We start from the raw sequence: 24,603 nt of genomic DNA on the forward strand, positions 1-24,603 counted from the left end.
TGCTTAAACTCTTCCGGACTGATAGAAGTGGTCCAACGATTAGCATCCAACAGTTCGATATCATTCTTATAGTCGATAATCTGTTCCGGGAATGCTTCCCACTGGACAAGGTCTACCAAATGGGTCGTTACATCGACGATACCCTCGCCCTGCTGGGTCACATCGAAATACCAAACCGGACGTGTCAACGGTTTATTGTCTACCAGCTTGAACAGATGGTGTACACTTTCTTTTACAATAGCCGGTTCTTCGGGAGAACCTTTCAACTGTTCACCATAGATTGCCGGAATAGTAGAAAGTTCACGCTGCAACATAGTTGTGATCTCATTTCTTTCAGTCATGATATCATACAACATGATGTTCTTCTGCTTCGCAATATCGAAACATTCTTCGAGCAATTTGAAATTCTGGCTATTAATAGCCATCGGCTTATCTGAAAGCACATTGATACCGGCTTCAAGTGTTTTTTTAATGTATTCGGTTTTCTTTCCATTATTTCCTGCCTGAATCATGACATTGCCTTTCTTTTCAGCCAGCATTTTTTCCAGATAATCCGAACCGGTATAAACGATTTCATTCCACTGCGTCGGATTCTCCGCACGTGTATTAAAGCCCTCGATACGCTTTAGATGTTCATTCACATCGAAGCCAGTGGGTGCGTACACATAAACATCTTTAGAAACTTGCGGATAAGACACTTTCTGCACTAACGCAGCATGGAAATGTCCCGGATCAAGCGTAATCAACTTGACCTCACCCGGCGCACCGGTAAAGCCTTCAGCCGCTTTTTCCTGTTTTGTGTTACAGGAAGCTCCTACCAACAGAGCCGCCATAGAGAATAGAAGATAGTTTTTCATACTATTATTATTAAATTATTTGTAAGCTTTTCACTTCAAACTGTATATATCGGGGCAAAGATAATAAAACATTTCTATTTTTTCGTCTTTATCACAATCACTCCATTCGCCCCTTTCGCTCCATAGCCTAAACCATCCTTAATCACCTCTATCATCTGAACATCATTCACATGACAACCTTGATTTGCGGCACTGAATGTCGTTTCTGCGCCATCCAGGATAACCAGCGGATCAGTTGAAAGATTCAAACTCTTTGAACCTCTGATGACAATCTTATCCTCCCCGTCCGAATAATTAAAACTAATACCCGGAATACAAGCTTTAATCGCCTCTTTTATTGTCAAATAGCCATTACGTTCTATCATTTGTGCCGTTATGACAGAGCCGCTACCGTATCTTTTAAAAACCAGTGTTTCAACGGATACGGAATTGGTAGAACCCTTACCGTTATCGATCACCAGAGCATCACTTTTCACTTTCAGCAAAAGCTGCGTAACATCACCTAACAGAAATCTGGACCCCCTATTTCCTTTCAGATAAATGACCACGCTATCCGTTGGCAACACATTCTTCAAAGAAAATTCGCCTTTCTTATCCGTCTTCTCTATGATCTTCGTATTGACAACACCAATACGAGCCCCTTTGACAGGTTTTCCATCCATATCGACAACACATCCTGTCACATCCTTCTTCTGTGCACACAAATCCAAACAATTTGAACTTGCAATAAAAACGACCAATAATAAAAACACGATCTTTTTCATATCCATATTCATTTTAAAGTTACTATCATTAACACCGGATTATCGTCCGGACTCAATTTCTTAACCAGCGCTTTCAATTCTGCAGACGGATTCGGTAACTGTTCATAAATAGCCAAAAGCTCGTCTGCCGTGAACCAAGTGACCATTTCATTTCCAGATGAAACAAATTTTGGCCAGAAGACAGGGCCACCATCAAGATCATTGCGGAAACCTAAGTATTTATGCTTGACAGGTTGGTCCAATAAAGTTAGCACACCCGATTCCTTATCAAATAAAGCATGTACATTTGTAACTTTCACTTCCTGCATATATCCACGAGAATTATGTCTTTTATAATTGAAAAAACATCTATTCGACAATCACAGCAATCGGGTTACTTTCGTCAGGTAAATCAGACAAGAGCTGCCGTACTTGATTATCTTTTTTAGAAGGATTATCTTCGATCCATTCTTTCACTTCGGTTACGTCCAATAATCCAGCCAATTCACCTTTGGCGGTTGCTGTCTGGAGTGATTTAATGAAAAGCCCGTTTGCCGAATCGCTTATCATTCCTTTCGCCATGACCTTAACCTTTCCATTTCCTTTATCATAAATACCCCAGTACGTTTCGTCTTTGCCCAATCCTTTATAGTTAATCTCATAATAATTGGTTTGGAAAACAAAAAACAGGACTTTTTCACCCTCCAGCACATAGTTGAAAGCAATCTTATCCTCGTTCCCTTCCGGATTATACCGCTCTTCATAAGGCCAATGCCTGAAACCTAAGTCAAAAACATATCGAGGTTCCAACAACTGATCCGATACACAATAAATGGTATCGTTAAAGTTCTCTTTAAAATAGACTTGATCACCGAATGTCCATAAACAAGGTTCCTTTGTATAATCAAAGACGACTTTGTCGTTTTTCAAATACAAAATCAGGCAACGAGTAGAAACAGGAATATTTCCATACCCTCCCAAAAAAATTGGTGTCCTGAAGAGTTCAAAAGGTATCGTATCATCTTGATTCACGATTTCACTTTGTACCTTTTTATTCGGGACATTATATGAAAATATTTTGTCTTCATACTTGTTGAATAGAGTTTTTGAGTAAAAATACAAATTGCCTCCGTTTCCGATTATAGACAATCCTTGCAACCTTGGCATCCCTTCCGGCAGATTGATATGCTCCAACGGATTTCCATCCGCATCAAAACGTAAAATCCGTTGACCTTCTGTCTGGATATAGATGATGCCCGACACATCGTCCGTCCAAAAAACTGGAAGACCATCCTGCAATAGATATTCATCCGCCCCTTGCCCGATCTTCCCGATGCATCTGATAAATTTACCGGTCTTACGATCGAACATTTTTACCGGTTGCTCACGAGAGCCAACAAGCAATCTATCTTTCAATATCCTGATATAAGCCCTATCTCCTATCAGAGACTCATCTGTTGTTTCCAACGACACATAATCAATATGATACCCGATGTCCTCCACCGAAATTTCTTCAAGTTGTTCCAATGCTTGACTCAAGTTAATGGTCATGGTTTTCTCTTCCACTTTTTTACTTGAACAAGCCCACCCGACTACCACCAATATGACAAATACGATTTTCTTCATGATTAACTCTTAATATATGGTTTTATTTGAATTCCCATCTTGAGGGTGTCTATTAAAATCAATACTAACAATAATATCGATACCCACATAAAAAGAGGCATGGCTTACGGGAGATTAGCTCGCTTGCAGTCTTCCCGACGGCACATGCCTCTTACGCGTTGTTGTTATGTGTATCGCGCTTTTTTGTCGACTTGTTATTTAGCCGGCGTTTCTTCGCCCACTTTCAACGGGGTTATGTTGTTTTCAGCGCCCGGATAACCGATGTTCTGGTTCAGTACACCACCATAATTGGTATTGATGGCACTTGCCGGAACCGGCCACAAAATATGATGTACGCTAATCTTATATTCGGCCCATTTATGCTTAACTCCTTTATTATAGAAATTATTCTTAGCCGTTACCCAGTCATACCAAAAGTTATAACCTGTTTCTTTGATATTCGAACCTGTACCTCCAGGACCGGACAGATTATCCAATTTATATACCCGTCCGCCAAAAACTTCACAAGGTTTTCCTGTTCTTGCATAAATATAGGATATACGCACCAACTCCAAATGACGGTTTTCTTCGTAATATAGTTCGCGGGCACGTTCGTCCAGAATGGCTCCAATATTAATATCAGCAGCTGTCAGTGGATCTGCACCCGCACGCTCACGAACCACATTCAGCATATTTGCTGCTTCCTGAAGCTGATCTTTCCAATAATAGCATTCTCCCATCATCAGATACACTTCTGCCGAGCGGTAAATATACCAAGGAGTTTCACCTCCTGCCCATTGTTGTTGCAGTGGATCCGGGACAAATACTTTATAATGCGGCCACATAAACCAGCAACGGATGGAATCTTCCACTGACATAGCCGGATTCTTTACAAAATTCTTACCGTACCACTCATTCTTCCCTTTCAAGCTCGGATTATTATAATGCAAATCCTCCATACGCCTCCAACTATCGTGATTGTTCGGACTTCGCAAATCATTTTTCTCCTTATCCGTCCAAATCGTATACTGGAAATAATTTGTCGGACGAGCACGTCCGATACCACGACCGTATGTTTTATTCAAATCCATTTCCGGATCTGTCTCGTCGGCTGCGATGTTTACGCTCGTTCCGGTTTGACCATCCGGCGTTTTAATCGCACCGCTATTCCAAAAGGGGACACCGTTACGCATCGTCTGTATACGGTCGGAACCATCCACTTCCGGATAGGCTACAACATACATCAGACCTTCCGTATTACTCATATCCAGTTTGGCCTCCACACTATGCAAATCATGCATCAAATTTGTATGGGCTTTTGACTGGTTAGCTGTAAAACGAGTAGTCATCAAAGGATGATTGGCAACTATTTCTTTTCCGACAGCCAATGCCCGGTCAAAATCACCTAATGTCATGCAGATTTTCATCAATAAAACCCCACAAGCCGCTTTTGAAGTTTTTCCTCGATCCACTTTTTCAGGAACCCATTGGTAGGCGTACTCCATTTCTTCCTTCATCTTCTCCAAAATACTCCAACGGTCATAAGAATAGAAATCATATTTCGGAATAGTAAGCTCCCCATCTATAAACGGGACATCTCCGAACTGATGCGTTAACTTGAAATAGCGATACGCACGCTGAAAATAAGCAGCTCCTAAAACGGCATTTTTTTCCGCCTCGTTTTTAAAGGTGGCAGCGTCCAAACGGGAAATAACCACATTGGAATACTTTATTGCTTTAAAGCCCTCGTACCAATACCAACCGGTTTTGGTTTTATCCCCATTATTCAGATCCATATCCGGCAGTAATGTATTATCCATATCCATCTGCGGACCGGCTTTATCAGTCGTTCCCTCCACACAAATATCGGACTGTACCATCTCCGTTACAATAGGAGCTGCATCCCCGAAAAACTCATGACGCATATTACGTTCGCAGGAAGTCAAGGCGCCATAAAGCCCTTCAGCATTTACATATGCATTTTCAGGTGTATAAAATGACAGTGGTTTGGGTTCCAACCAGGAGTCACTACAAGCCACTATTGTCGTCAACAAAGCTGCAGTACCGCCCAAAACCGTATATTTTCTTATATTTATCTTTTTCATATTTGCTCTGATTTTTTAATTATAAAGTAAAGTTCACACTCAAATTATAGGTACGAGGAGTCGGAACTCCTGTTTCCGGATCCCAGAAATCCCAATGGGGAGAGAATACAGCTACATTACGTACACTCATAGACACACGCATATCTTGTACGAAGACTTTCTTTAGGAAATTCTTCGGGACATTATAAGACAGGGTGATATTGTCCAAACGGATAAAAGACTTTTCAAGATAATTAGTTCCTATATTTTTAGAGCCGATACGGGCATAGTCATTTATCGGATTTTCCGGCATCCAGTGAGGCTGGACATACTCAGTACAACGGTCCGGGAAGTTAGAAACATTGGCTGCACGGTTGAAAGAAGCATAATGCCCCCACTGCGAATACATCATGAATGATAAAGACAAATTCTTATAAAATGTGAACTCATTCCGGAACGTCCAACGGAACTGCGGAGTTTTGTTTTTCTGGAATACTTTATCCTTATCCGTCATCACTCCATCTTTATCCAAATCCAGATATTTGAAGTCGCCAGGCTGGCAACCATATTTGGCAGCCTCCTCCGCTTCATCCATCTGCCATACACCATCGCGTACATAGTCCCAAATCTGTTCGGTGTCATGCCCGATAAACCATTTGTTTTTAATGTCATCTGCCTCTTTCTGTCCGATAACATTACCATTATCATCTACAACATCTACCATTTCCCCATACAAATGAGTGACCTTTCTACGGTTCAAAGAAAAGTTGCCGGTTGCCGACCATGAAAAGTTTTCCTTTTTGATAATATTGGCATTGAGAGATATCTCGAATCCCTTATTCTTGATTTCACCTAAATTAGATGCCACACTGTTGAAACCGGTAATTTCCGGTAGGACACGGTCCACTAACAAATCGTTTGTTTTCGACACATAAAATTCCATCGATCCACCGATGATATCGTTAAACAGGGAATAATCCAATCCGACATTATAAGATGTCGTCCTTTCCCATTTTAAAGCTCTATTCGACATACGGTTTACGTACAACTGGGAAGAAGTATAAATAGTACCGTTTTGATCGATGTAAGGATGTAATCCTGAAGTCAGGTCGGAAAGAGCTTCATACTGGCCGATATCACGGTTACCATTCTGTCCCCAGGATACTCTCAATTTACCATAATTCAACCAGGAACTCATATTTTCCATAAACCTTTCAGAGCTAAAGGTCCATCCTAATGCAACAGCCGGAAAAACGGCTCTCGGATGCATTTGTCCAAAAGCAGAATAACCATCGCGACGAACAGATGCTGTTAACATATAACGGTTTTTAAAGGAATAGAATAAACGTCCCATCAATGCATCACCTGTTTTATACGTATCGTCACTCTCTACCAAAGGAACGGTTCCGGCTTGTAAGCGGTGATATCCCAAAATATCGCTTGGTGAATAATTAGATGCTTTTGCCGTCTGTTTCCAGGATTGGCCTTTTTCCGCGTTAATCAAAAACGTAGCTTCGACAGTATGCAATTTATTAAATTCACGCCTCCAGCTGAAGATATTATCAATCTGCCAACTGAATTTCTTACGTGTCGTACGCACAGAGCTACCGCCTTGACTTGCCCAGTTTTCATTTTCAGAAGACTCATGGCTGTATAATTCGTAAAATTCATAATGCGGAGTAAAATTCATCTGATATTCAATACCAAACGGCAGTGATACTTTGGCATACATATTAGCATCCAATGTAGAATACATCTTTTTTCGGTCGCGATACAAATTATCATAAAACGGATTCACAGGAGTAGCGTCTCCTGTCGGCCAACGGCGGTATGGGCTGTCCGGATCGTCCAAGTTATTAGAGCCGTACGGGGAAATCCGAATCATTTGTTCCCAATCACAAAGCCAGTATTTATCTTTATCGTTATTCCCGTTCGAATCATAATTATTTAAATCCTTCTCATCACGTGAAGAAAAGCTGGACCGCAAACCTACTGTCAGGAAATTGGTAATCTTCGATTCCAGATTCAAACGTGTACGGAAATTTGTCATTTTGTCGCCCGTTATAATTCCTTCCCGATCTGAATAACCCAATGACCAGTAATATGACATATTATCCGTACGATTTGAAACACTGGCTGTATAGTCTTGCTGGAAACCTGTCTGAAAGACCAGATCATCCCAAGCGGTCTCATTTCCTATCATATAATTATCTATTTCCGGCGCCTTAAAATCCAAACGAGCCAACCAGGAACGAACCAAATCATCTTCTGAAACGGAGGAAACCGGAGTCTTTTGCGTATAATTATACCAAGTTAACTGATCAACATTCTGCAACTTGCGAGGATCACTAAAAATCTCCGGATACTTAGCCAGATATTCGGCCGAATTACGGGTAACTTCATAATCCTGACGATATTTCACAAAACCTTCACCATCCAATATTTTTTGTTGATTAGCAACCTGTACAAACCCTATGTTTGTATTAAAATTAACAACAGGTTTACCAGCTTTTCCTTTTTTTGTCGTAACAACAACTACCCCATTTGCGGCCTTTGCTCCATAAACAGCTGCAGAACTGGCATCTTTCAAAACATCAATCGCCTCAATATCAACCGGATTAATATCATTAAGAGATCCTTCAAAAATCACTCCATCCAAGACAATCAGAGGAGATGATCCAGCCTTTAACGTATTTTTCCCTCGAATTTGCAAACTTGATTGGTCTTTTGCACCAGTCGACATACCAATATTTAAACCCGGAGAATTAGCACGCATCAAATCCTGAATGGAACCAGGAGCTTCGGCAACCAATTGATCAGTCTTAATAGTCGAAATCGCACCAGTTAAATCTTTTTTCTTTGCCGTACCATAACCAATAACAACGACTTCTTCCAGATTTTGTGTATCTTCCTTCAATTTCACATTAATCTTGTTTTGCTTACCTGCCGGAATTTCCTGTGCCAGATAACCAATGTAAGAAAAGACCAATACGACATTCTTACCGGAAACGGAAATACTGTATTCCCCATTAATATCGGTTATGGAACCATTAGTCGTCCCTTTCTGTAAAACATTAACCCCGATAAGAGGTTCGCCCGACATGTCTACGACTTTTCCGGTAATCGGTAAGTTCTGAGCAGATACTCCTCCAATATTTATTATACAGAGGAAGATTATCAGGAGATATGCATATCTCCTGATAGCCAAGTAATTACTTGGAGATTCAGTTGTCCATTTTTTCATACTAATATTATTTAAATTTAACCTGACACAATATTAGAGAGAAAAGAGACTTGTAACATAGCCTTTTTTTGCAAATAATAAGACTATGTTTGCAACTTCAACTACAGAAAAAAAGAGGCATGGCCTGCGGGAGTAATAAAGCTCGCTTGCTGTCTTCCCGACGGCACATGCCTCTTGCGCGTTGTTGTTGTTATGTGTATCGCGCTTTCTTGCCGATTTGTTATTTAGCCGGCGTTTCTTCGCCTACCTTCAACGGGGTGATATTGTTTTCAGCGCCCGGATAACCGATGTTCTGGTTGATTACACCACCTGTATTTGTCGAGATTGCGGTATTCGGAATCGGCCACAAAATATGGTGGACACTGATACGGTATTTTCCATAAGCAATTTCAACGCCGTCACGGAAAAAGTTATTATGTGTCATCATCCAGTCATACCAGAAGTTATACCCCATTTCTTTCACATTAGAACCTGTTCCGCCGGGGCCTGATATATTATCCAGTTTATAAACACGGCCACCGAAAACTTCACAGGATTTACCCAGTTTAGCATAAGTGTAAGCTATACGAACCAACTCTACATGACGGTTTTCTTCGTAATACAATTCACGGGCACGCTCTGCGAGAATTGCACCGATATTAATCTCAGATGCTGTCAAAGGTTCTGCACCGGCACGCTCACGAACAACATTCAGCATATTGGCAGCTTCCTGTGGTTGGTCTTTCCAATAATAACATTCGCCTAACATCAGATAGACTTCTGCCGAACGATAGATATACCAAGGAGTTTCCCCTCCGCTACGGTCTGTTGCCTTTGTTGGATCCGGAACAAAGATTTTGTAATGCGGCCACATGAACCAACAGCGTACAGAGTCGGAAACACTTATATTAACAGGACGTACCAAATGCTTGCCATACCATTCCGACTTACTTTTCAACCCCGGTTCGTTATAATACAAATCAGTCATACGTCGCCAGCTATCATGGTTATTAGGACCACGAAGGTCATTCTTCTCTTTATCGGTCCAGATTTCATACTGGTAATAATTTGTCGGACGGCAAGTTCCAATACCACGGCCAACATTAAAATCATTATCTATTTCTGTCTCTTTATCTGCAGAAGCCGGTGAAATAGCGGTTCCAGTTTCCCCGGCAGGTGTCATGATCGCAGCACCTTTCGCCCAATAAGGAGTTGCATTACGCATGGTTTGTATCCTGTCTCGACCTTCCACATCCGGATAGGAAACAACATACATCAAGCCTTCCGTATTCGACATATCCATCTTTGCCTCTACACTATGCAAGTCATGCATCAGGTTCGTATTCGGCTTTGTCTTGTTTGTCGTAAAACGGCTTGTCATCAACGGATTATTTGCAACGATTTCTTTCCCGACTTCAATTGCCCGATCAAATTCACCCAAGCACATGTAAATTTTCATCAATAATACTCCACAGGCAGCCTTTGATGTTTTGCCACGATCAACTTTCTCCGGAACCCATTGCCAGGCAAACTCCATATCAGACTTACACTGTTCAAGAATACTCCAGCGGTCGTGTGAATAGAAGTCCAGTTTCGGAGAGGTAATTTCTTTATCGAGAAAAGGCACATCCCCAAACTGATGAGTCAGCTTATAATAGCGATAGGCGCGCTGGAAATAGGCTGCACCCAAAACGGCATTCCGTTCCGCTTCATCTTTAAACGTAGCGGCATCCAGGCGGCTAATTACGATATTGGCATATTTGATACCTTTAAACCCTTCATCCCAATACCATTTCATTTTATTTTTAGCATCACTTCTCGATTGAGTCGGAATCATGTAATTATCAAAATCAACGAGAGAACCGCTTTCATCCGTCTTTCCATGGACCGCGATATCCGAAGTGTACATTTCTGTTAAAATCGGAGATAAATCACCGAAGTACTCATGCCTCATATTACGCTCGCAAGCAACAATAGCTGCGTATAAACCATTTGCATCCACATAGGTATTTTCCGGCGTATAGAACGAAAGAGGCTTCGGATCCAACCAACTTTCTTTACAACCGGTCGTCAGTAAAGGTAATACAGCTAACGCTCCTATTACACATTTCTTTATATGTTTATTCTTTTTCATATTTCTGATTATTCTTTTATTAAAGAGTAAAGTTAACACTAAGATTATAGGATCTCATTGTATAATCGCCGCCTTCTACGTCACCGAATGACCAATTTGAAATCACAAACGGATTGCGGGCACTTAAAGAAAGACGCATATTCTGCACCTTAAACTTGCTCAGGAAGGTCTTCGGCACATTATAAGACAAAGTGATGTTTTCCATACGGACAAACGTCTTCTTTACATAATGGCTACCTAAATTATAGGAACCGATACGTCCGTAGTCGTTTGTAGGATTATCGATTGTCCAACGCGGTAAATCGACAATTGAATATCGGTCATACGTACCACCGGTATTTGCCGCGCGATTGAATGTTCCATATTGTCCGACATGGGAGTATACCATAAAAGAAAAACTGAAGTCTTTATAACTGAATTCATTTCTCCATGACCAGTAGAAACGGGGAGTCGTATATCCCTGGAACACCTTGTCGTCGTCATTCATCACACCATCATTGTTTTGATCGATATACCGGAAGTCACCTGGTTTACAACCATATTTGGCTGCTTCTTCTTCTTCACCCAATTGCCATACGCCTTTTCCTTCATAATCCCAGATCTGGTCGGGATCATGGCCGATAAACCATTTGTTTCCAATATCATCTGCTTCCTTCTGTCCAATGACATTACCATCTTTATCCAAAACATCAACCATGTCACCATACAATTTTTTCAATTTACGACGGTTAAAGGAGAAAGTTCCGGAAGAGGTCCACATAAAGTCATTCGTACTGATGACATCACCATTCAAAGATAATTCAAACCCTTTATTTGCCAATTTACCCAAATTAGCCTTAACGTCTGCAAAACCTAAAATAGAAGGCAAAGAACGGTTGACCAACAAATCCTGAGTTTCAGTCATGTAAGTTTCAACAGAACCTCTCAGGCGATCTCCCAACATCGAAAAATCCAAACCGATATTGTAAGATGCCGTACGTTCCCACTTCAAATCGGCATTAGCCATACGGCTAACATAAATTTGTGATGTGATATATATGTTCCCGTTCTGATCGATATAGGGATGTAAGCCGGAAGTAAGACTTGCCAATGCATCGTACTGGCCGATATCGCGGTTTCCGTTCTGCCCCCATGAGAAACGCAACTTTCCATAATTCAACCAATTACTTGCCGGTTCCAGGAACTTTTCGGATGTAAAAACCCATCCTAAGGCAACAGCAGGGAAAGTGGCACGCGGATTCGCCTGTCCGAAGGCAGAATAACCGTCACGACGAACAGATGCAGTCAACATATATTTATCTTTAAAAGAATAGAAGACACGTCCCATCAGAGCATCACCCGTTTTGTATTTATCTTCACTGGAGACAACTGGAACTGTTCCGGCCCCGATATTATGATAGCCAAGGACATCACTCGGTGAAAACTGTGTATTTTTTGCAGTTGTGCTCCAATACTGTTCTTTTTCAGCATTAGCCAGGAAAGTAGCTTCGAGTCTATGATCCTTTCCAAAGTCCATTTTCCAACGGACAATATTATCCAGCAACCAACCGAATGTTTTCTGATTGGTACGCTCCGAGTTACCTCCTTCTCCTGCCCATTCGGGATGTTGGGATGATTTATGGTTATAATATTCATACCATTTATAAGTCGGAGTAAAGTTCATCTGATACTCGAAACCGAAAGGCAATTTCACTATACCATATATATTAGCATTCAAAGTATGCGTAATTTTTTTACGATCGGTATACAGATTGTCAAAAAACGGGTTCTTCGAATTATTATCACCATTAGGATACATCCGGTACGGGCTCTCCAAATCATCTATATCATTAGTTGTATATGGTGAATTACGTTCGCGCTGAACGGCATCTGCGGCTAATGCACTTTCATCTTTGGTAGCAAAAGAAGAAGTCAAACCAATTGTCAGGAAGCTATTTACTTTAGATTCTAAGTTCAAACGGGTACGGAACGTCTTGTACCAATCACCTGTTTGAATCCCGTCACGATCCGCATAGCCTAAAGACCAGTAATAAGAGAAATCATCCGTACGGTTTGAAACACTTGCCGTATAATCTTGCTGAAGACCTGTCTGAAAAATATAATCATCCCAATTAGTCTCTATCCCATTCAAGTAATTCTCTACTTCAATATTTTTAAAGTTCAAACGGGACAACCAGGTTGTAATCATCTGCTCATTGGAGGGTAAAGATGTAGCAGGAGTCGACTGATCGTAGTTATACCATGATAAAGGATCTATTCCGCTATTACTCAACAACCTCGGATCGGTATACATACCCGGTTTAGCGGCTAACTCTTCCTTTGTCAGCAGGCTTTCAGAATATTCCTGTCGAAACTTGATAAAACCGGCACCATCAACAACAGATGGTATGCGGGAAGGCTGCACCAAACCCAGATTGGTATTAAAATTAACCACTGGTTTTGAGGTCTTACCTTTTTTAGTCGTAATTGCAATTACACCATTTGCTGCTTTTGCTCCATAAACAGCAACGGAGCTGGCATCTTTCAATACATCAACAGATTGGATATCTATTGGATTTATATCGGAAAGATCTCCATTAAAAATAACACCATCCAAAACATATAGCGGACTGGATCCGGCTGTCAATGTATTTTTTCCACGAATCTGAACATCCCCTGTCCCTGCTGCATTCGTAGACATTTTAATTGATAAACCGGCTGCATTTGCACGCAGAAGATCCTGAACAGAACGAGGACTTTCTTTCTCCAAGTTTTCTGTTCTTACAGAAGAAATCGCCCCGGTCAAATCCTTTTTCTTAGCCGTACCGTAACCGATTACTACCACTTCTTCCAATTCCTCAGAATCTTCTTTCATGGTCAAATTAATCACTTTTCGATTGGATACCGGTATTTCCTGAGTCAAATAACCGATATAGGAAAAGACTAAAATGGGGTTTTTTCCTGTTACAGTAACACTGTACTTTCCATCTATATCCGTGATAGAACCATTTGTTGTTCCTTTTTCCATCACGTTCACGCCAATCAACGCTTCGCCAGATTGGTCTTTCACAACTCCCGTTACTGTTAATCCTTGAGCGCTCGCATAACACGCAAAAACACTCATCAACAATAATACAAAAGTACAACGGGACACAAGACTAAACACATGTTTTCTCATATTCTCATTTAAATTGGTATTAAATAATTAGTTAGTAAAACTCTTTCTTGCATTAAACCATCACATTGTGTACGTTCACACAAGCCATCAAACACGCACAATAGATTATCCACTATTCATAATAATAAATATTAAGATTCAACACTTTATACATTTTCTTCATCTATAAAATGACTAAAAAAAACGTACGTTTTTTTTAGTCATTTTTCAAAAGCTATTTTTACTAAATATCTCTGTATATATCTACTTCCAATATACACATTAAACAATTGTGCTATAGATATTTATCACAAATCATCAAAAAAAGCAAAGAAAGTTTTCATTATTCAATATAAGTTAATATCTTTGGCGAAAATAAATGTACGTTTTTTTTAGTCATTTACAATCAGTATAAAATTCTTATATTCAACACATTACACACTTCAAATCAAAAATATACTTTAAAATCACATTTACACGATCTTAAAACACAAATAGCTATACATCAATATTTTATTATCAAAAACTGATTCTCATAATGATTTACCAAATCCACACATTAACCGGTTTTAAGCTCATTTCATCTATGGACTACATGGAAAGAAGTATTTCAGGAAGAGGTATATAAATGCAAATCTGCTACTAAGCATAGATTTAATGTAACTTTGTTTCGTACACATCACTTTTAGAGTACAGAATAGAACCAATATCAATAGAGATTGCTTTACTAATTTTAAAGGCTGTCAGAATGCCTTTGCCTCTCCCCACTAACATACATATAATAATAAAAACCACATTTTAGTTAGAAGCCAATCCGAAAACTGACGTATTGTCACACTTTCTGTCAGCTAAACTTTTCCAAAGGCATCCTTGTTACTTTGGCATACGATTTGTAAGATAATTAGTGCAGCTCGAAAGAGAAAAGCAAATACAAGGAAAATAATAACAATTAAAATAGAAGAAAATTATGGGAAAAATTATCGGAATCGACTTAGGAACAACCAACTCGTGTGTTGCCGTACTCGAAGGTAACGAACCGGTTGTCATTGCAAACAGCGAAGGTAAAAGAACGACTCCTTCAATCGTTGCATTTGTAGAAGGTGGCGAACGCAAGGTAGGTGATCCGGCAAAACGTCAGGCAATCACCAACCCTGAAAAAACAATATTCTCTATCAAACGATTCATGGGTGAAACCTACGATCAGGTACAGAAAGAGATCAACCGCGTACCTTACAAAGTAGTACGTGGCGACAACAATACTCCGCGTGTCGACATCGAAGGACGCCTATACACACCGCAGGAAATCTCAGCTATGATCCTGCAGAAAATGAAGAAAACAGCAGAAGACTATCTGGGACAGGAAGTGACAGAAGCCGTTATCACTGTTCCGGCATACTTTAGCGATGCACAGCGTCAGGCAACAAAGGAAGCAGGTGAAATTGCAGGTTTGAATGTTCGTCGTATCGTAAACGAACCGACAGCTGCATCTTTAGCTTATGGTCTGGATAAGACGAACAAAGACATGAAAATCGCCGTATTCGACCTTGGTGGCGGTACATTCGATATCTCTATCCTGGAACTGGGCGACGGTGTGTTTGAAGTTAAATCGACTAACGGTGATACTCACCTGGGTGGTGATGACTTCGACCATGTAATCATCGACTGGTTGGCTGAAGAATTCCTGCGCGAAGAAGGTGTCGACCTGCGCAAGGACCCGATGGCTTTGCAACGTTTAAAAGAAGCTGCTGAAAAGGCTAAGATCGAATTGTCAAGCACAACAAGCACGGAAATCAACCTTCCGTATATCATGCCGGTTAACGGTATTCCAAAGCACTTGGTTAAGACACTGACTCGTGCCAAATTCGAACAATTGGCAGACAGCCTGATCCAGGCTTGTATCGAACCGTGCCGCCAGTCTTTGAAAGATGCAGGTTTGAGTACTTCCGACATCGACGAAGTAATCTTGGTAGGTGGTTCAACACGTATCCCGGCCGTACAAGCTATTGTTGAGAAGTTCTTCGGCAAAGCTCCGTCCAAAGGTGTTAATCCGGACGAAGTGGTAGCTGTAGGTGCTGCTATACAGGGCGGCGTGTTGACAGGTGAAGTAAAAGACGTTCTGTTGTTGGATGTGACTCCATTGTCATTGGGTATCGAAACAATGGGTGGCGTTATGACCAAGTTGATCGAAGCCAATACGACTATTCCGACTAAGAAGTCTGAAACATTTACGACAGCCGTAGACAATCAACCTTCTGTGGAAATCCATGTATTGCAGGGTGAACGTTCATTGGCTAAAGACAACAAATCGATCGGACGTTTCCACCTCGATGGAATACCTGCCGCACAGCGTGGCGTGCCTCAGATTGAAGTTACTTTCGATATCGACGCAAACGGTATCCTCAACGTCTCTGCGAAAGATAAAGGTACCGGTAAAGTCCAGAGCATCCGTATCGAAGCATCCAGCGGATTGAGCGACGACGAAGTAAAACGTATGAAAGAAGAAGCTCAGGCTAACGCTGAAGCCGATAAGAAAGAAAAAGAACGTATCGACAAGCTGAACCAGGCCGACAGTATGATCTTCCAAACTGAAAAACAGTTGAAAGACCTGGGCGACAAGCTCCCGGCTGACAAAAAAGCTCCGATCGAAACTGCTTTAAATAAATTGAAAGAAGCTCACAAGGCTCAGGATATCGCCGGTATCGATGCTGCTACTGCAGAACTGAACAGCGTATTCCAGGCCGCAAGCCAGGAAATGTACAACGCACAGAATGCACAGGGTGGTGCACAACCGGGTCCTGATTTCGGTCAGCAGGCTGGTGGCAACGCTGGAAATGGCAAACAGGATGGTGGAGTAACTGATGTAGACTTCGAAGAAGTGAAATAAATAGTTTATCGGAAACGATAAGCAATGATTAAAAAATCGCAGTAGAATAACTTTTTACTGCGATTTTTCTTTTTATGAAGTTCTTCACCGATCACTGTGGTTTTTCTATATCCTGTCCCCAGTTTGCCGACTGTACGTGTGAATAAATATCATTATAGTATTTACGATTTTCCCAACTCATCTTCTCTACTTCTTCCATATTCGGTGTACCAAAGGCATCTTTGAAACGGAACATCGGGTCAAGATGTGCGGCATAATTCCAGTTGAGACAGGTAAATGCCCCATTTTCACGCCTACGCCCACTCACATTGAAGACCTCCATTTGTAATCCCCTTTGCTGCCCGGGGAAAAGAGATTGATCCCAGTTCATGGACTGTTTGGAATTATGGGCAGAGATGCGTGCCACTTTCAGGTAATGTTCATTGCCGGTTTCCAGGTAAAGGCGATAAAAAGCAAAGGAACTCCATGCAAACCCGAGGTCTGCTCCAGCATGTCCTATGGCAATAATGTGTTGTCCCACGATGCTACGGTCTCTTGGGAATTTCGTGGGGCGGTTACCCTTATCATTTTCAACGGGTATCTCCATGCAATGGACCCAACTTTCCGTATAAGTTGCAGCTTGTTCGGCTGCCGTCAGCCATTTAGCATCTTTCGTCAGGTCGTAAAGGGCCAGGAATCCATTGAGAGCCATTTGACCCGATTCGCTGTCATACGTCCGGGGATTATCAATCACACAGGAAACATAAGTATAGGTATTATGTATATTCCTATAGCAAAAATCGCCTGCCTTTTCAGCCGCTTCCCTATACTTATTATCACCGGGACTATCCGCTTGTGCTGCGATATGAAGTTCCACCAAATAACGGACCGCACAAATTGTCAGAAACTTATTTGAATTCGTAACCGGATGTTTTCCCTGAGCATTTATGGCCCTATGATTATAAGAAAAATAATAGCTTCCATCTCTGTTCTGGTTATCTATAAGCCAGTCGCCATATCTTTTGCAGGCATCCAGCCATTCGGGCTTTTCGATGCCGCTACGTTTGGCAAACGCCCAAGCGGCAATCAGGCTTTCCATGCCTCCTGTATTTACACGCAGGTTGCTTCCGTCGCGGAAAGTGCCGGTATTTCCCCACCAACCCGGATCATACCAATCACGTGGTAATCCTAAAGATGTCTGGCTTTTGGATGCCCAGAAGTTCAACACGGCTTCCCCTTTTTTTATCATATCGTTATTGCCGGTTTCCACTCCTTCCCGATAGATATAATATCCGGTTGCAACCTGCATGCCTACAAATCCCATTTGATAATCATAGTTCCTGGGTTCAAAAGTGGTAAGGTCTACCTCGAAAGGCCAGCCCGCTGCATCGTACTTACCTCCCATACTCGTGTCTTCCCCATAATAATGCATTAAAGTTTCGATGACACCATTATAGGTTACATCGAGATCGACCGGATAAACAGTCGGATTGTATAATTCGAAAGCATGTCCCCATGAGTCTTTCACTGCTGTAGCATAGTTATTTACACTTGAGAAACAAAGTTCCAGATTATATTCATGCACTAAATCATCTTGTATGGGATGATAGCGTGGGCCGCGTCCCCCTCGTCTCTCTGCCTCCGAACCGGGGTATATAAAATTCGTATAAATCACTTTATTTTCTCTCTTTATACCCAATGAACCGAACTGATAACCGGCATCAGTGTAAATCCCGTTTCCATCGGCGATAACCGTTTCGCATTTGGAATCTTTATGAATGATCGAAAGGGTAAAATTCGTTCTTGGATTGCGAAACATAACAAGAGGCAATGTGATTCTATCTTCCCGATAATAAAAATAGGTATCGTTGATCTGCGGGATATACTCTGGAATATTCCCGGTTACAGTGAAATTACCTTTATACCATACGGCAGGTATGAAATATTCGTTCCGGGTAAGATCCGTTGCTTGCTCATCAGTACGAAAGCCGAAAAAGGAGTTGAAGAAACGATCACCTGCTTTGGAGTTTGATAATCGGATTTTGCGCTGGAGCTCAATGATTCCGTTGCCTTTGGCAATATATATATCAGAAACATTAAAGTTCGTTCCTAAGCTTGTCGTGAGCAATGCTTGACAGGTAAGCATATTGCTATTAAGCACACACGAGCTATAGTTTCCCGAGAGCACCTTTGAGCCGGCTAATTCCAGAAAAATCGTAGCATCCGGGTTGATTGTGGGTATCGGGGTTCCCTGATAAGAAAAATTTAATTTATAGAGCCCTCCTTCCACGGCTTTCACCGTTATCGATGCATCGCCGGAAACCAAAACGACACCGTCATTTGCAGATAGAGAACAAGGCATTACTAAAATGGAGATTGAGAAAATGCAAATGTATTTTATAATTCTATTTGACATATTATTAGATTTAAATGGATCGGATGATCCGGTTTGTTTATTGTTATTCTGAATCTTTTATAAAACTTGTATAGAGGTATCGATTTCATTTGTTACATCTTAATTGATTGACAAATATACATTTTTAGAGCAAAAGGTTTGCTTTTTCTGCACCGAAAAAAAGCATATGAATAAACAAAGAGAAATGTTCTATAAACTGCCGTTTTTTTGGGCTTTTGAGGGGGTTAACTTAAAAGAAAATCCCTGAAACACAATGTATTTCAGGGATTTTCTTTTTCTATGACTCTTGTTAAGTGGTGCCACCAGCAAGAAAACTATTATCTTCTCTCTGTTGATTATCACCGTTTTATAGTTTCTTCCATTTGGAAATCCACATGATTTAGCACACGATTATCTTTTATCGTTTTGCTCGCTATAAGAACGATTCTTAATTCAAATATCTCATTGTTTATATATCGCCTGGGATTCTCCCAAGAGAGTTACCACGCTGATATTTAAAACTTTATATTTCTTGCTTCAAGCATATCCCATGAATTATCCCACTAAATTTCTACGTGCTTTTGCGGTAGTTTGCTCATGGAGAATACTGGGGGCAAAGTTATTTGTTTTTATTGTATTAGCAAATAAAAATATAAAATCTATTCTTCATCTCTAAAGAAAAGCTTATAGAAATTTAATTTGCGATGTTCATCGAAACCTTTCTCTAAATATCTAATATCACCATCTATTGTTATTTTGAAGTTTTTATCTAATTTGATTATGTTTTTAATGCTTCTTGATTGTTTCTTAGTCGCATTTTCTGAAATTGTAAAATCATCCGCAATTACAACTTCTCTTTCTTCTTCAAATGTTTTCTTGTAGCTTTGAAATTCATCTCTAAGACTTTGTTCCTGAATTATTTGGTTAGAGAACTCGTCTATATCAAAGAAATCGTTTTTCTCAAAAAACGATACAGCTTTATTAAGTATATCTGCTTTTTGTACATTATCTATATTTTTGTTTTTAGACACAAAATTTTTGCATAATGAAATAATATTGTTAGTATAATAATATTCATCATTTCTCTGCTTTACATGCAAAAATTCATCTTTCCAATAACGAGCTTCTGAACCTTTACTGGAATTATCAACGATACCAACTAAAAAACCTTTCTCTCTCTCTAAATTAAAGATCAAACACCCCTTGTCCAATTTATTAATATTAATACCAAAATCACTATTAATTTCAAAATCATCCCCTGTAGAAAAAACTCTTAGATAGGTTTCTTTGGTTTCAGATTTAAAAATTCCAACTCCATCTGTTAATTGACCATCTATTACACAGTCTTTAAAATATGCAATATAAAGCTCTCCTCCATTAATTTTAGGATGCATAGACTTGTTATATAGGTGCTTTGCTATATTTTTAGATTGTTGTAGAATAGAATCTTTATTGTCAAATATATTGCTTGCATATACGAAAATCTCATTTAAATTGAGATCAGAATCATGAAATAGGTTATAATACTCATTGCTCTTGAAATTAGCAAAAAAATAATTAACAAGCAACTTACTGATATTCTCATTTACACACAATGGTGATTTTGAAAAGATTACGCCTTCCTCTTCTACTTTATTACCTACTTTATGTAAGCATATCTTGTCTAAAATAACATTATCTATATGTATCATACTATTTTTTTGTAATTACAAAATAAAAATCCAAAATCAATCTCAAAGTCATTAATATACAATGAATCAATAAAAATACATTAAATGAGAATAATATTTTCCCGACTAAGAAAGTAGTTGAGAAAAATATTGGATAAATCATGCCAATCAACAGCAAAAAGCCTTCTACTACAACTATATAAGTGAAATTAATAGTAATAGCTCTATATAATGAAACAGGTTCAGAACCTAACTTTACTTTTTCTATATAACTATTTCGAGCTTTTTCTATATTTGCTCCTTCGGAAGTTAAAAATATAGCAAATACAGAAATTGTAAAACCTAATAGAATGCCAATGACTGAAAGAATATCACTCTGAATAGCATCAACAACGCTATAGAAGCGGCATGAATCCGAATACAAAAAAACAATAATACTTACAATCAGTGGAATAATAACATTCACTAAGAAAATCCTTTTTTCACGTGTCCTTAGAAAATCTATAAAAAGTAATATATACTCCATAATTTACAAAGGCAGAATTAAAGATTTAAGAAAACGATATATTTCCATAGTTTGCACTTGACCTGTTGATTCATTTATAGACACCTTAATAGGTTCTATTTTTTCCATGAAAGTTGTATCAATAAATGTATCTTTGTCATTTTCGTTTTTTCCATAAATTCTTATTTTGGAAACCTCTTGTGCATTATTCTTCTTTTGTCTATTCAAGCGATTAAAAATATCAATACCTACTTCTTTTGCACTTTTATTTCTTTCCGCTTTTAAAGTCAATTTAACTTGGTCTTGTATAGCTGACGTTCTTTCTGAAAACTGAAGAGCGCGACTTCCTAATAATGATTTATTGAAGAAGACATCAATAGATGTTGCTCGTTTTAACTTTTCAAGCTCTGATATAAAATTATCACGAGCTATTTTTGTATATTCTACCGTAAAATTCTTCGTTTTTTTCTTTTTCTTCAAATATTCCCGTGTAAATTGATTTAAATAGCTTATGATATTATTGACTGATACACCATTTCCATTAACTTCTACCAATAAGAAAACCTCATCATTTGTTATTTTTATTGCAAAATGTGTTTTTTCTTTTTCTCCTTCTGTTTGTTTTTTAGGACTCTCTCGTTCTTCGTCTGTTTCCGTATCCCAATAGGGGGGACGATATTTATATGCAGCACTTTTAAATAGCCCTGTTATCAAGATAGAAGAATCTTTAGAATCTTGCTTCATACTAAATGACTCCAAAGAACAAGCTTTGTTACTTTTCAACTTTAAAGATCTTCTTTTGCGCCCATCAATGTAATTAAATACTTCTTTTATTTCATAAAAAGGAATTAATCCTTCTAATCCGTCAGCATTATTAGCCCACATATCTTTTACTAAAGTGTAAAAAGCAATTTTTCGTTCTTTGTCCATTGTGTATCAGTTTTAAGTATGCACAAAAATAACAAAAAAACTATTACGTTATGCGATGATCCTAAGAATTTTGTATAAAGTGAGGTTGAAAATATTAAAATTTGCTGAGGTATGCAAAAATGTAGCTTTCGCAGGATACAAAAGCAGTTTATAATTTGCGATATTTTTTCTTTCTCTTTTGGGATATAGGTATTTGTTCTTCTGGAACATTTGAATTAATTAATAAGTTAGCCCCAAATGGAACTAAGGAGACGAGAGAATCAGAAGAAAAATAGTTTTCTTGATTATTAGATCGGTGGGGGGGAATTCGATTATCTTTTTCTTTATCAATATTATTGCCTGTATTGCAAGATGTATGGTCTATTTCCTTGCTTTCAAGCTTGATAGAAAATAAGTTTTCTTGATTGCTATCTTGATCGATTTCTGTTTTTTTATCATTGGATTGAAGTTCTTGTCCTTGCAAATTGAGCCTTTCAAATATAGTGCCGTTCTTCATAGTGTTGCAATAGTCAAATGATTCTACTAGTTGACGTTTATAATCAAACAGTTTATCAAAGCCCTGTTCCGCCTGTTGGAATAGGTTCACACGGTCAAAACCTCCTGTTACTATTCCTTTCTTGGTATTCTTATGATTGGTGAGCGGTGATAGCTTCTTTTTGTTAGCTTGGTCTTTCCGGCTCACAATCAAATGACAGTGGATATTCAGCTTGTTGTCGGAACGACTACGGTCGAAATGAATTTTGCCGTAAAACTTTATATCTGCTTCGGATAGCCCTTTGTTGAAATTATTGGCATATTCAGGAATGAATACTTCCCTGATATACCGCTTCATCGCTTCGGCTTTCTCTTGCTCGGTGTTCCCCATTGCCCGAAGTTCACTTTCCGATGGGCTGATATGGATAGCGTAAAACTTAGCATCCGTTTTTAGGAGTTGCCCGATATTGCCGTCTATATCCTTAATAACCTTTGATTTATAGATATTATCATCCATCAGGTTGAAAAAGCCATCGGTATAGATTCCTTTCTCCATCCGCTCCAAATCCTCATGCTCCATGTAAGAGACTAATTGTCGGCTACTTCCTGCATTGTTATATGTTCCACCCGATGGCGGGGCAAAATCTATATGCATGGCTCTATGTGTTTATCAGATTGCTGATTTCAGACTTTAGGTTCTCTTTCTTCTTACTATCCATCACACCGCAAGCAGATAGTTCTGAATGGAGTTGTATCAGTTGAAATAACCTTTTATAATCTCGTTGATGTATCTGGTTGAGTGTGTTAATTTTTTTGGATTGGTTGTTTATTACATCAGCATGATTGCCGAACTGCTCACTTAGCTTTTTAAGCACGGCTGTTTGTCTCTCCTGACTGGCTTCCAATTGGGAGAGAATTAGAGTTTCCAAAGTTTTGCCAATAGCATCGAAACGCAAAGCAATAGAATTTGTAACCCGTATCATGGGATTCAGTTGTTCTTCCTCGTAGTGACGGATGAACCGGATAATATCATCCTGTCTCTTATTTATTTTCGCCAGTTCTGATTTTACGGATTCAGGTGTTTCGGATGGGTTGATATGCGCCTTATCTATATACCCGAACGCCAGTTTTACAACTTCACTCTTTTTCAGTGAATAGCGTTTGCATATCTTCTCTACCAAAGCTGCCGTTTCCTTGTCTATGGAAATGGTAGTGAATATCGTTTTTCGACTGCTGTTTGGCATGGTAATTACTTTTTTATGGAAATATGAATAGATAAATACCTGATAATAAGCATTGCAAAGAAAATGCTTATTACAGGTGTCATTACAGCGTGTTCTTGTAACACGCTAAAGCCGAAGGCTTTGCCCCGCAGGGCAAGAGGGAAGAACAGGACTTGTCCAGTTCCCTCTTGCTCGATTTAGTGAAACGGGCTGAACCGATAGGTGAAGCAGTTTCTGCTAAATCGGGGTGGTAGCATAGAGGAATAGTCCGAACATAGGCTTCTTTCCTCTGCTGCTTTTTGCTATCAGGGTTGATTCTCTAACTGATTGACTTTTTCGAACTGCTTGTAGGTTTGAGAATCGGCATACTCACGAACAAAAGCCCGGATGTCGCTGGCTCTATAGTACGTTTTCCGTCCAATGTTAAAGTAGGGAAGTACACCTTTTGCCCGATAGCGTTGTAGGGTTCTGAAAGATGCTTTTAGCAGAAAGGCTAAGTCTTGATTATCTAACAACTTCTCATTTTCATCGAATACGGTGTCGGTATTGATAAGAGATTTCAGGTCTTGCCCGATCTCGGTGAGTTTTTTGGAAAGTTTCTCCATCCATTTCTCGAAGTTTTCATTGTCTATATACATTTTGCTTCATTTTAAGTTGAACATTAATGATTTTCAATCGATTGATGAAGCAAAGTTCTAAAAATGGCTGCAAATAAGTTCGGGGAATAGATCACCCATTCCCCGATAAATTATGATTAATAC

Annotated in this window: 16 protein-coding genes; 1 reads left to right on the forward strand and 15 read right to left on the reverse strand. The window is 39.5% G+C overall.

Translation table 11 applies throughout. The annotated features are described in order from the left end of the window. From DWU89_RS11610 to DWU89_RS11645, 8 genes are all read right to left on the reverse strand, one after another. A partial coding sequence (locus DWU89_RS11610) for a putative oxidoreductase C-terminal domain-containing protein (RefSeq protein ID WP_158543371.1) occupies positions 1 to 857 on the reverse strand: 857 nt, incomplete at its 3' end. Positions 858 to 931: 74 nt separating this feature from the next. Continuing rightward, positions 932 to 1,621 carry a TonB-dependent receptor plug domain-containing protein gene (locus DWU89_RS11615; protein WP_158543373.1) on the reverse strand — a complete coding sequence of 230 codons (690 nt, stop codon included), beginning with the start codon at positions 1,619 to 1,621 and terminating at the stop codon, positions 932 to 934. An 8-nt stretch (positions 1,622 to 1,629) separates the two neighbouring features. Next, a complete protein-coding gene (locus DWU89_RS11620) occupies positions 1,630 to 1,929 on the reverse strand; it encodes a hypothetical protein (RefSeq protein WP_115499816.1) in 300 nt (99 codons plus the stop codon). A gap of 40 nt (positions 1,930 to 1,969) precedes the next feature. Continuing rightward, entirely contained in the window at positions 1,970 to 3,226 is a 1,257-nt protein-coding gene (locus tag DWU89_RS11625) for a 6-bladed beta-propeller (RefSeq protein ID WP_115499817.1), read from the reverse strand. Positions 3,227 to 3,420: 194 nt separating this feature from the next. Further along, on the reverse strand, positions 3,421 to 5,310 hold the full coding sequence (locus DWU89_RS11630; RefSeq protein WP_187574935.1) for a RagB/SusD family nutrient uptake outer membrane protein: 1,890 nt from the start codon (positions 5,308 to 5,310) through the stop codon (positions 3,421 to 3,423). Between the two features lie 19 nt (positions 5,311 to 5,329). After that, positions 5,330 to 8,533: a SusC/RagA family TonB-linked outer membrane protein gene (locus tag DWU89_RS11635; protein ID WP_244205898.1), complete on the reverse strand. Its 3,204-nt coding sequence runs from the start codon at positions 8,531 to 8,533 to the stop codon at positions 5,330 to 5,332. A 220-nt stretch (positions 8,534 to 8,753) separates the two neighbouring features. After that, on the reverse strand, positions 8,754 to 10,646 hold the full coding sequence (locus DWU89_RS11640) for a RagB/SusD family nutrient uptake outer membrane protein (RefSeq protein WP_115499818.1): 1,893 nt from the start codon (positions 10,644 to 10,646) through the stop codon (positions 8,754 to 8,756). 19 nt (positions 10,647 to 10,665) lie between these two features. Beyond that, entirely contained in the window at positions 10,666 to 13,803 is a 3,138-nt protein-coding gene (locus DWU89_RS11645) for a SusC/RagA family TonB-linked outer membrane protein (protein WP_115499819.1), read from the reverse strand. Between the two features lie 946 nt (positions 13,804 to 14,749). On the opposite strand from DWU89_RS11645, the gene dnaK reads away from it, so the two are divergent. Continuing rightward, a complete protein-coding gene (dnaK, locus tag DWU89_RS11650; RefSeq protein ID WP_115499820.1) occupies positions 14,750 to 16,666 on the forward strand; it encodes a molecular chaperone DnaK in 1,917 nt (638 codons plus the stop codon). Positions 16,667 to 16,757: 91 nt separating this feature from the next. Here dnaK and DWU89_RS11655 read toward each other — a convergent pair whose 3' ends face one another. From DWU89_RS11655 to DWU89_RS11690, 7 genes are all read right to left on the reverse strand, one after another. Then, complete coding sequence (locus DWU89_RS11655; RefSeq protein WP_115499821.1) at positions 16,758 to 19,007, reverse strand: hypothetical protein; 2,250 nt, start codon at positions 19,005 to 19,007, stop codon at positions 16,758 to 16,760. A gap of 692 nt (positions 19,008 to 19,699) precedes the next feature. Then, positions 19,700 to 20,731 (reverse strand): nucleoid-associated protein, encoded by a 1,032-nt coding sequence (locus tag DWU89_RS11660; protein ID WP_115499822.1) that lies wholly within the window; start codon positions 20,729 to 20,731, stop codon positions 19,700 to 19,702. A gap of 1 nt (position 20,732) precedes the next feature. Further along, positions 20,733 to 21,236, reverse strand: coding sequence for a hypothetical protein (locus DWU89_RS11665; protein WP_009037224.1), 504 nt, complete (start codon positions 21,234 to 21,236; stop codon positions 20,733 to 20,735). A gap of 3 nt (positions 21,237 to 21,239) precedes the next feature. After that, a complete protein-coding gene (locus tag DWU89_RS11670; RefSeq protein WP_009037223.1) occupies positions 21,240 to 22,145 on the reverse strand; it encodes a hypothetical protein in 906 nt (301 codons plus the stop codon). 148 nt (positions 22,146 to 22,293) lie between these two features. Beyond that, positions 22,294 to 23,274, reverse strand: a complete 981-nt coding sequence (locus DWU89_RS11675) for a DUF5712 family protein (RefSeq protein WP_115499823.1) — start codon at positions 23,272 to 23,274, stop codon at positions 22,294 to 22,296. Between the two features lie 4 nt (positions 23,275 to 23,278). Continuing rightward, on the reverse strand, positions 23,279 to 23,863 hold the full coding sequence (locus tag DWU89_RS11680) for a BfmA/BtgA family mobilization protein (RefSeq protein ID WP_115499824.1): 585 nt from the start codon (positions 23,861 to 23,863) through the stop codon (positions 23,279 to 23,281). A gap of 284 nt (positions 23,864 to 24,147) precedes the next feature. Next, the gene (locus tag DWU89_RS11690; RefSeq protein ID WP_115499825.1) at positions 24,148 to 24,480 is read right to left on the reverse strand and encodes a helix-turn-helix domain-containing protein; all 333 of its coding nucleotides are present in this window, start codon (positions 24,478 to 24,480) and stop codon (positions 24,148 to 24,150) included. Positions 24,481 to 24,603 lie beyond the last annotated feature (123 nt).

The sequence above is a fragment of the Parabacteroides acidifaciens genome (assembly GCF_003363715.1).
Classification (GTDB): domain Bacteria; phylum Bacteroidota; class Bacteroidia; order Bacteroidales; family Tannerellaceae; genus Parabacteroides; species Parabacteroides acidifaciens.

Coding starts and splice junctions, on each gene's coding strand:
- DWU89_RS11625 (WP_115499817.1), bottom strand. CDS start 3,226: ATGAAGAAAATCGTATTTGTCATATTGGTGGTAGTCGGGTGGGCTTGT.
- DWU89_RS11620 (WP_115499816.1), bottom strand. CDS start 1,929: ATGCAGGAAGTGAAAGTTACAAATGTACATGCTTTATTTGATAAGGAA.
- DWU89_RS11690 (WP_115499825.1), bottom strand. CDS start 24,480: ATGTATATAGACAATGAAAACTTCGAGAAATGGATGGAGAAACTTTCC.
- DWU89_RS11655 (WP_115499821.1), bottom strand. CDS start 19,007: ATGCCTTGTTCTCTATCTGCAAATGACGGTGTCGTTTTGGTTTCCGGC.
- DWU89_RS11665 (WP_009037224.1), bottom strand. CDS start 21,236: ATGGAGTATATATTACTTTTTATAGATTTTCTAAGGACACGTGAAAAA.
- DWU89_RS11670 (WP_009037223.1), bottom strand. CDS start 22,145: ATGGACAAAGAACGAAAAATTGCTTTTTACACTTTAGTAAAAGATATG.
- DWU89_RS11660 (WP_115499822.1), bottom strand. CDS start 20,731: ATGATACATATAGATAATGTTATTTTAGACAAGATATGCTTACATAAA.
- DWU89_RS11680 (WP_115499824.1), bottom strand. CDS start 23,863: ATGCCAAACAGCAGTCGAAAAACGATATTCACTACCATTTCCATAGAC.
- DWU89_RS11630 (WP_187574935.1), bottom strand. CDS start 5,310: ATGAAAAAGATAAATATAAGAAAATATACGGTTTTGGGCGGTACTGCA.
- DWU89_RS11675 (WP_115499823.1), bottom strand. CDS start 23,274: ATGCATATAGATTTTGCCCCGCCATCGGGTGGAACATATAACAATGCA.
- DWU89_RS11640 (WP_115499818.1), bottom strand. CDS start 10,646: ATGAAAAAGAATAAACATATAAAGAAATGTGTAATAGGAGCGTTAGCT.
- DWU89_RS11645 (WP_115499819.1), bottom strand. CDS start 13,803: ATGAGAAAACATGTGTTTAGTCTTGTGTCCCGTTGTACTTTTGTATTA.
- DWU89_RS11635 (WP_244205898.1), bottom strand. CDS start 8,533: ATGAAAAAATGGACAACTGAATCTCCAAGTAATTACTTGGCTATCAGG.
- dnaK (WP_115499820.1), top strand. CDS start 14,750: ATGGGAAAAATTATCGGAATCGACTTAGGAACAACCAACTCGTGTGTT.
- DWU89_RS11615 (WP_158543373.1), bottom strand. CDS start 1,621: ATGAAAAAGATCGTGTTTTTATTATTGGTCGTTTTTATTGCAAGTTCA.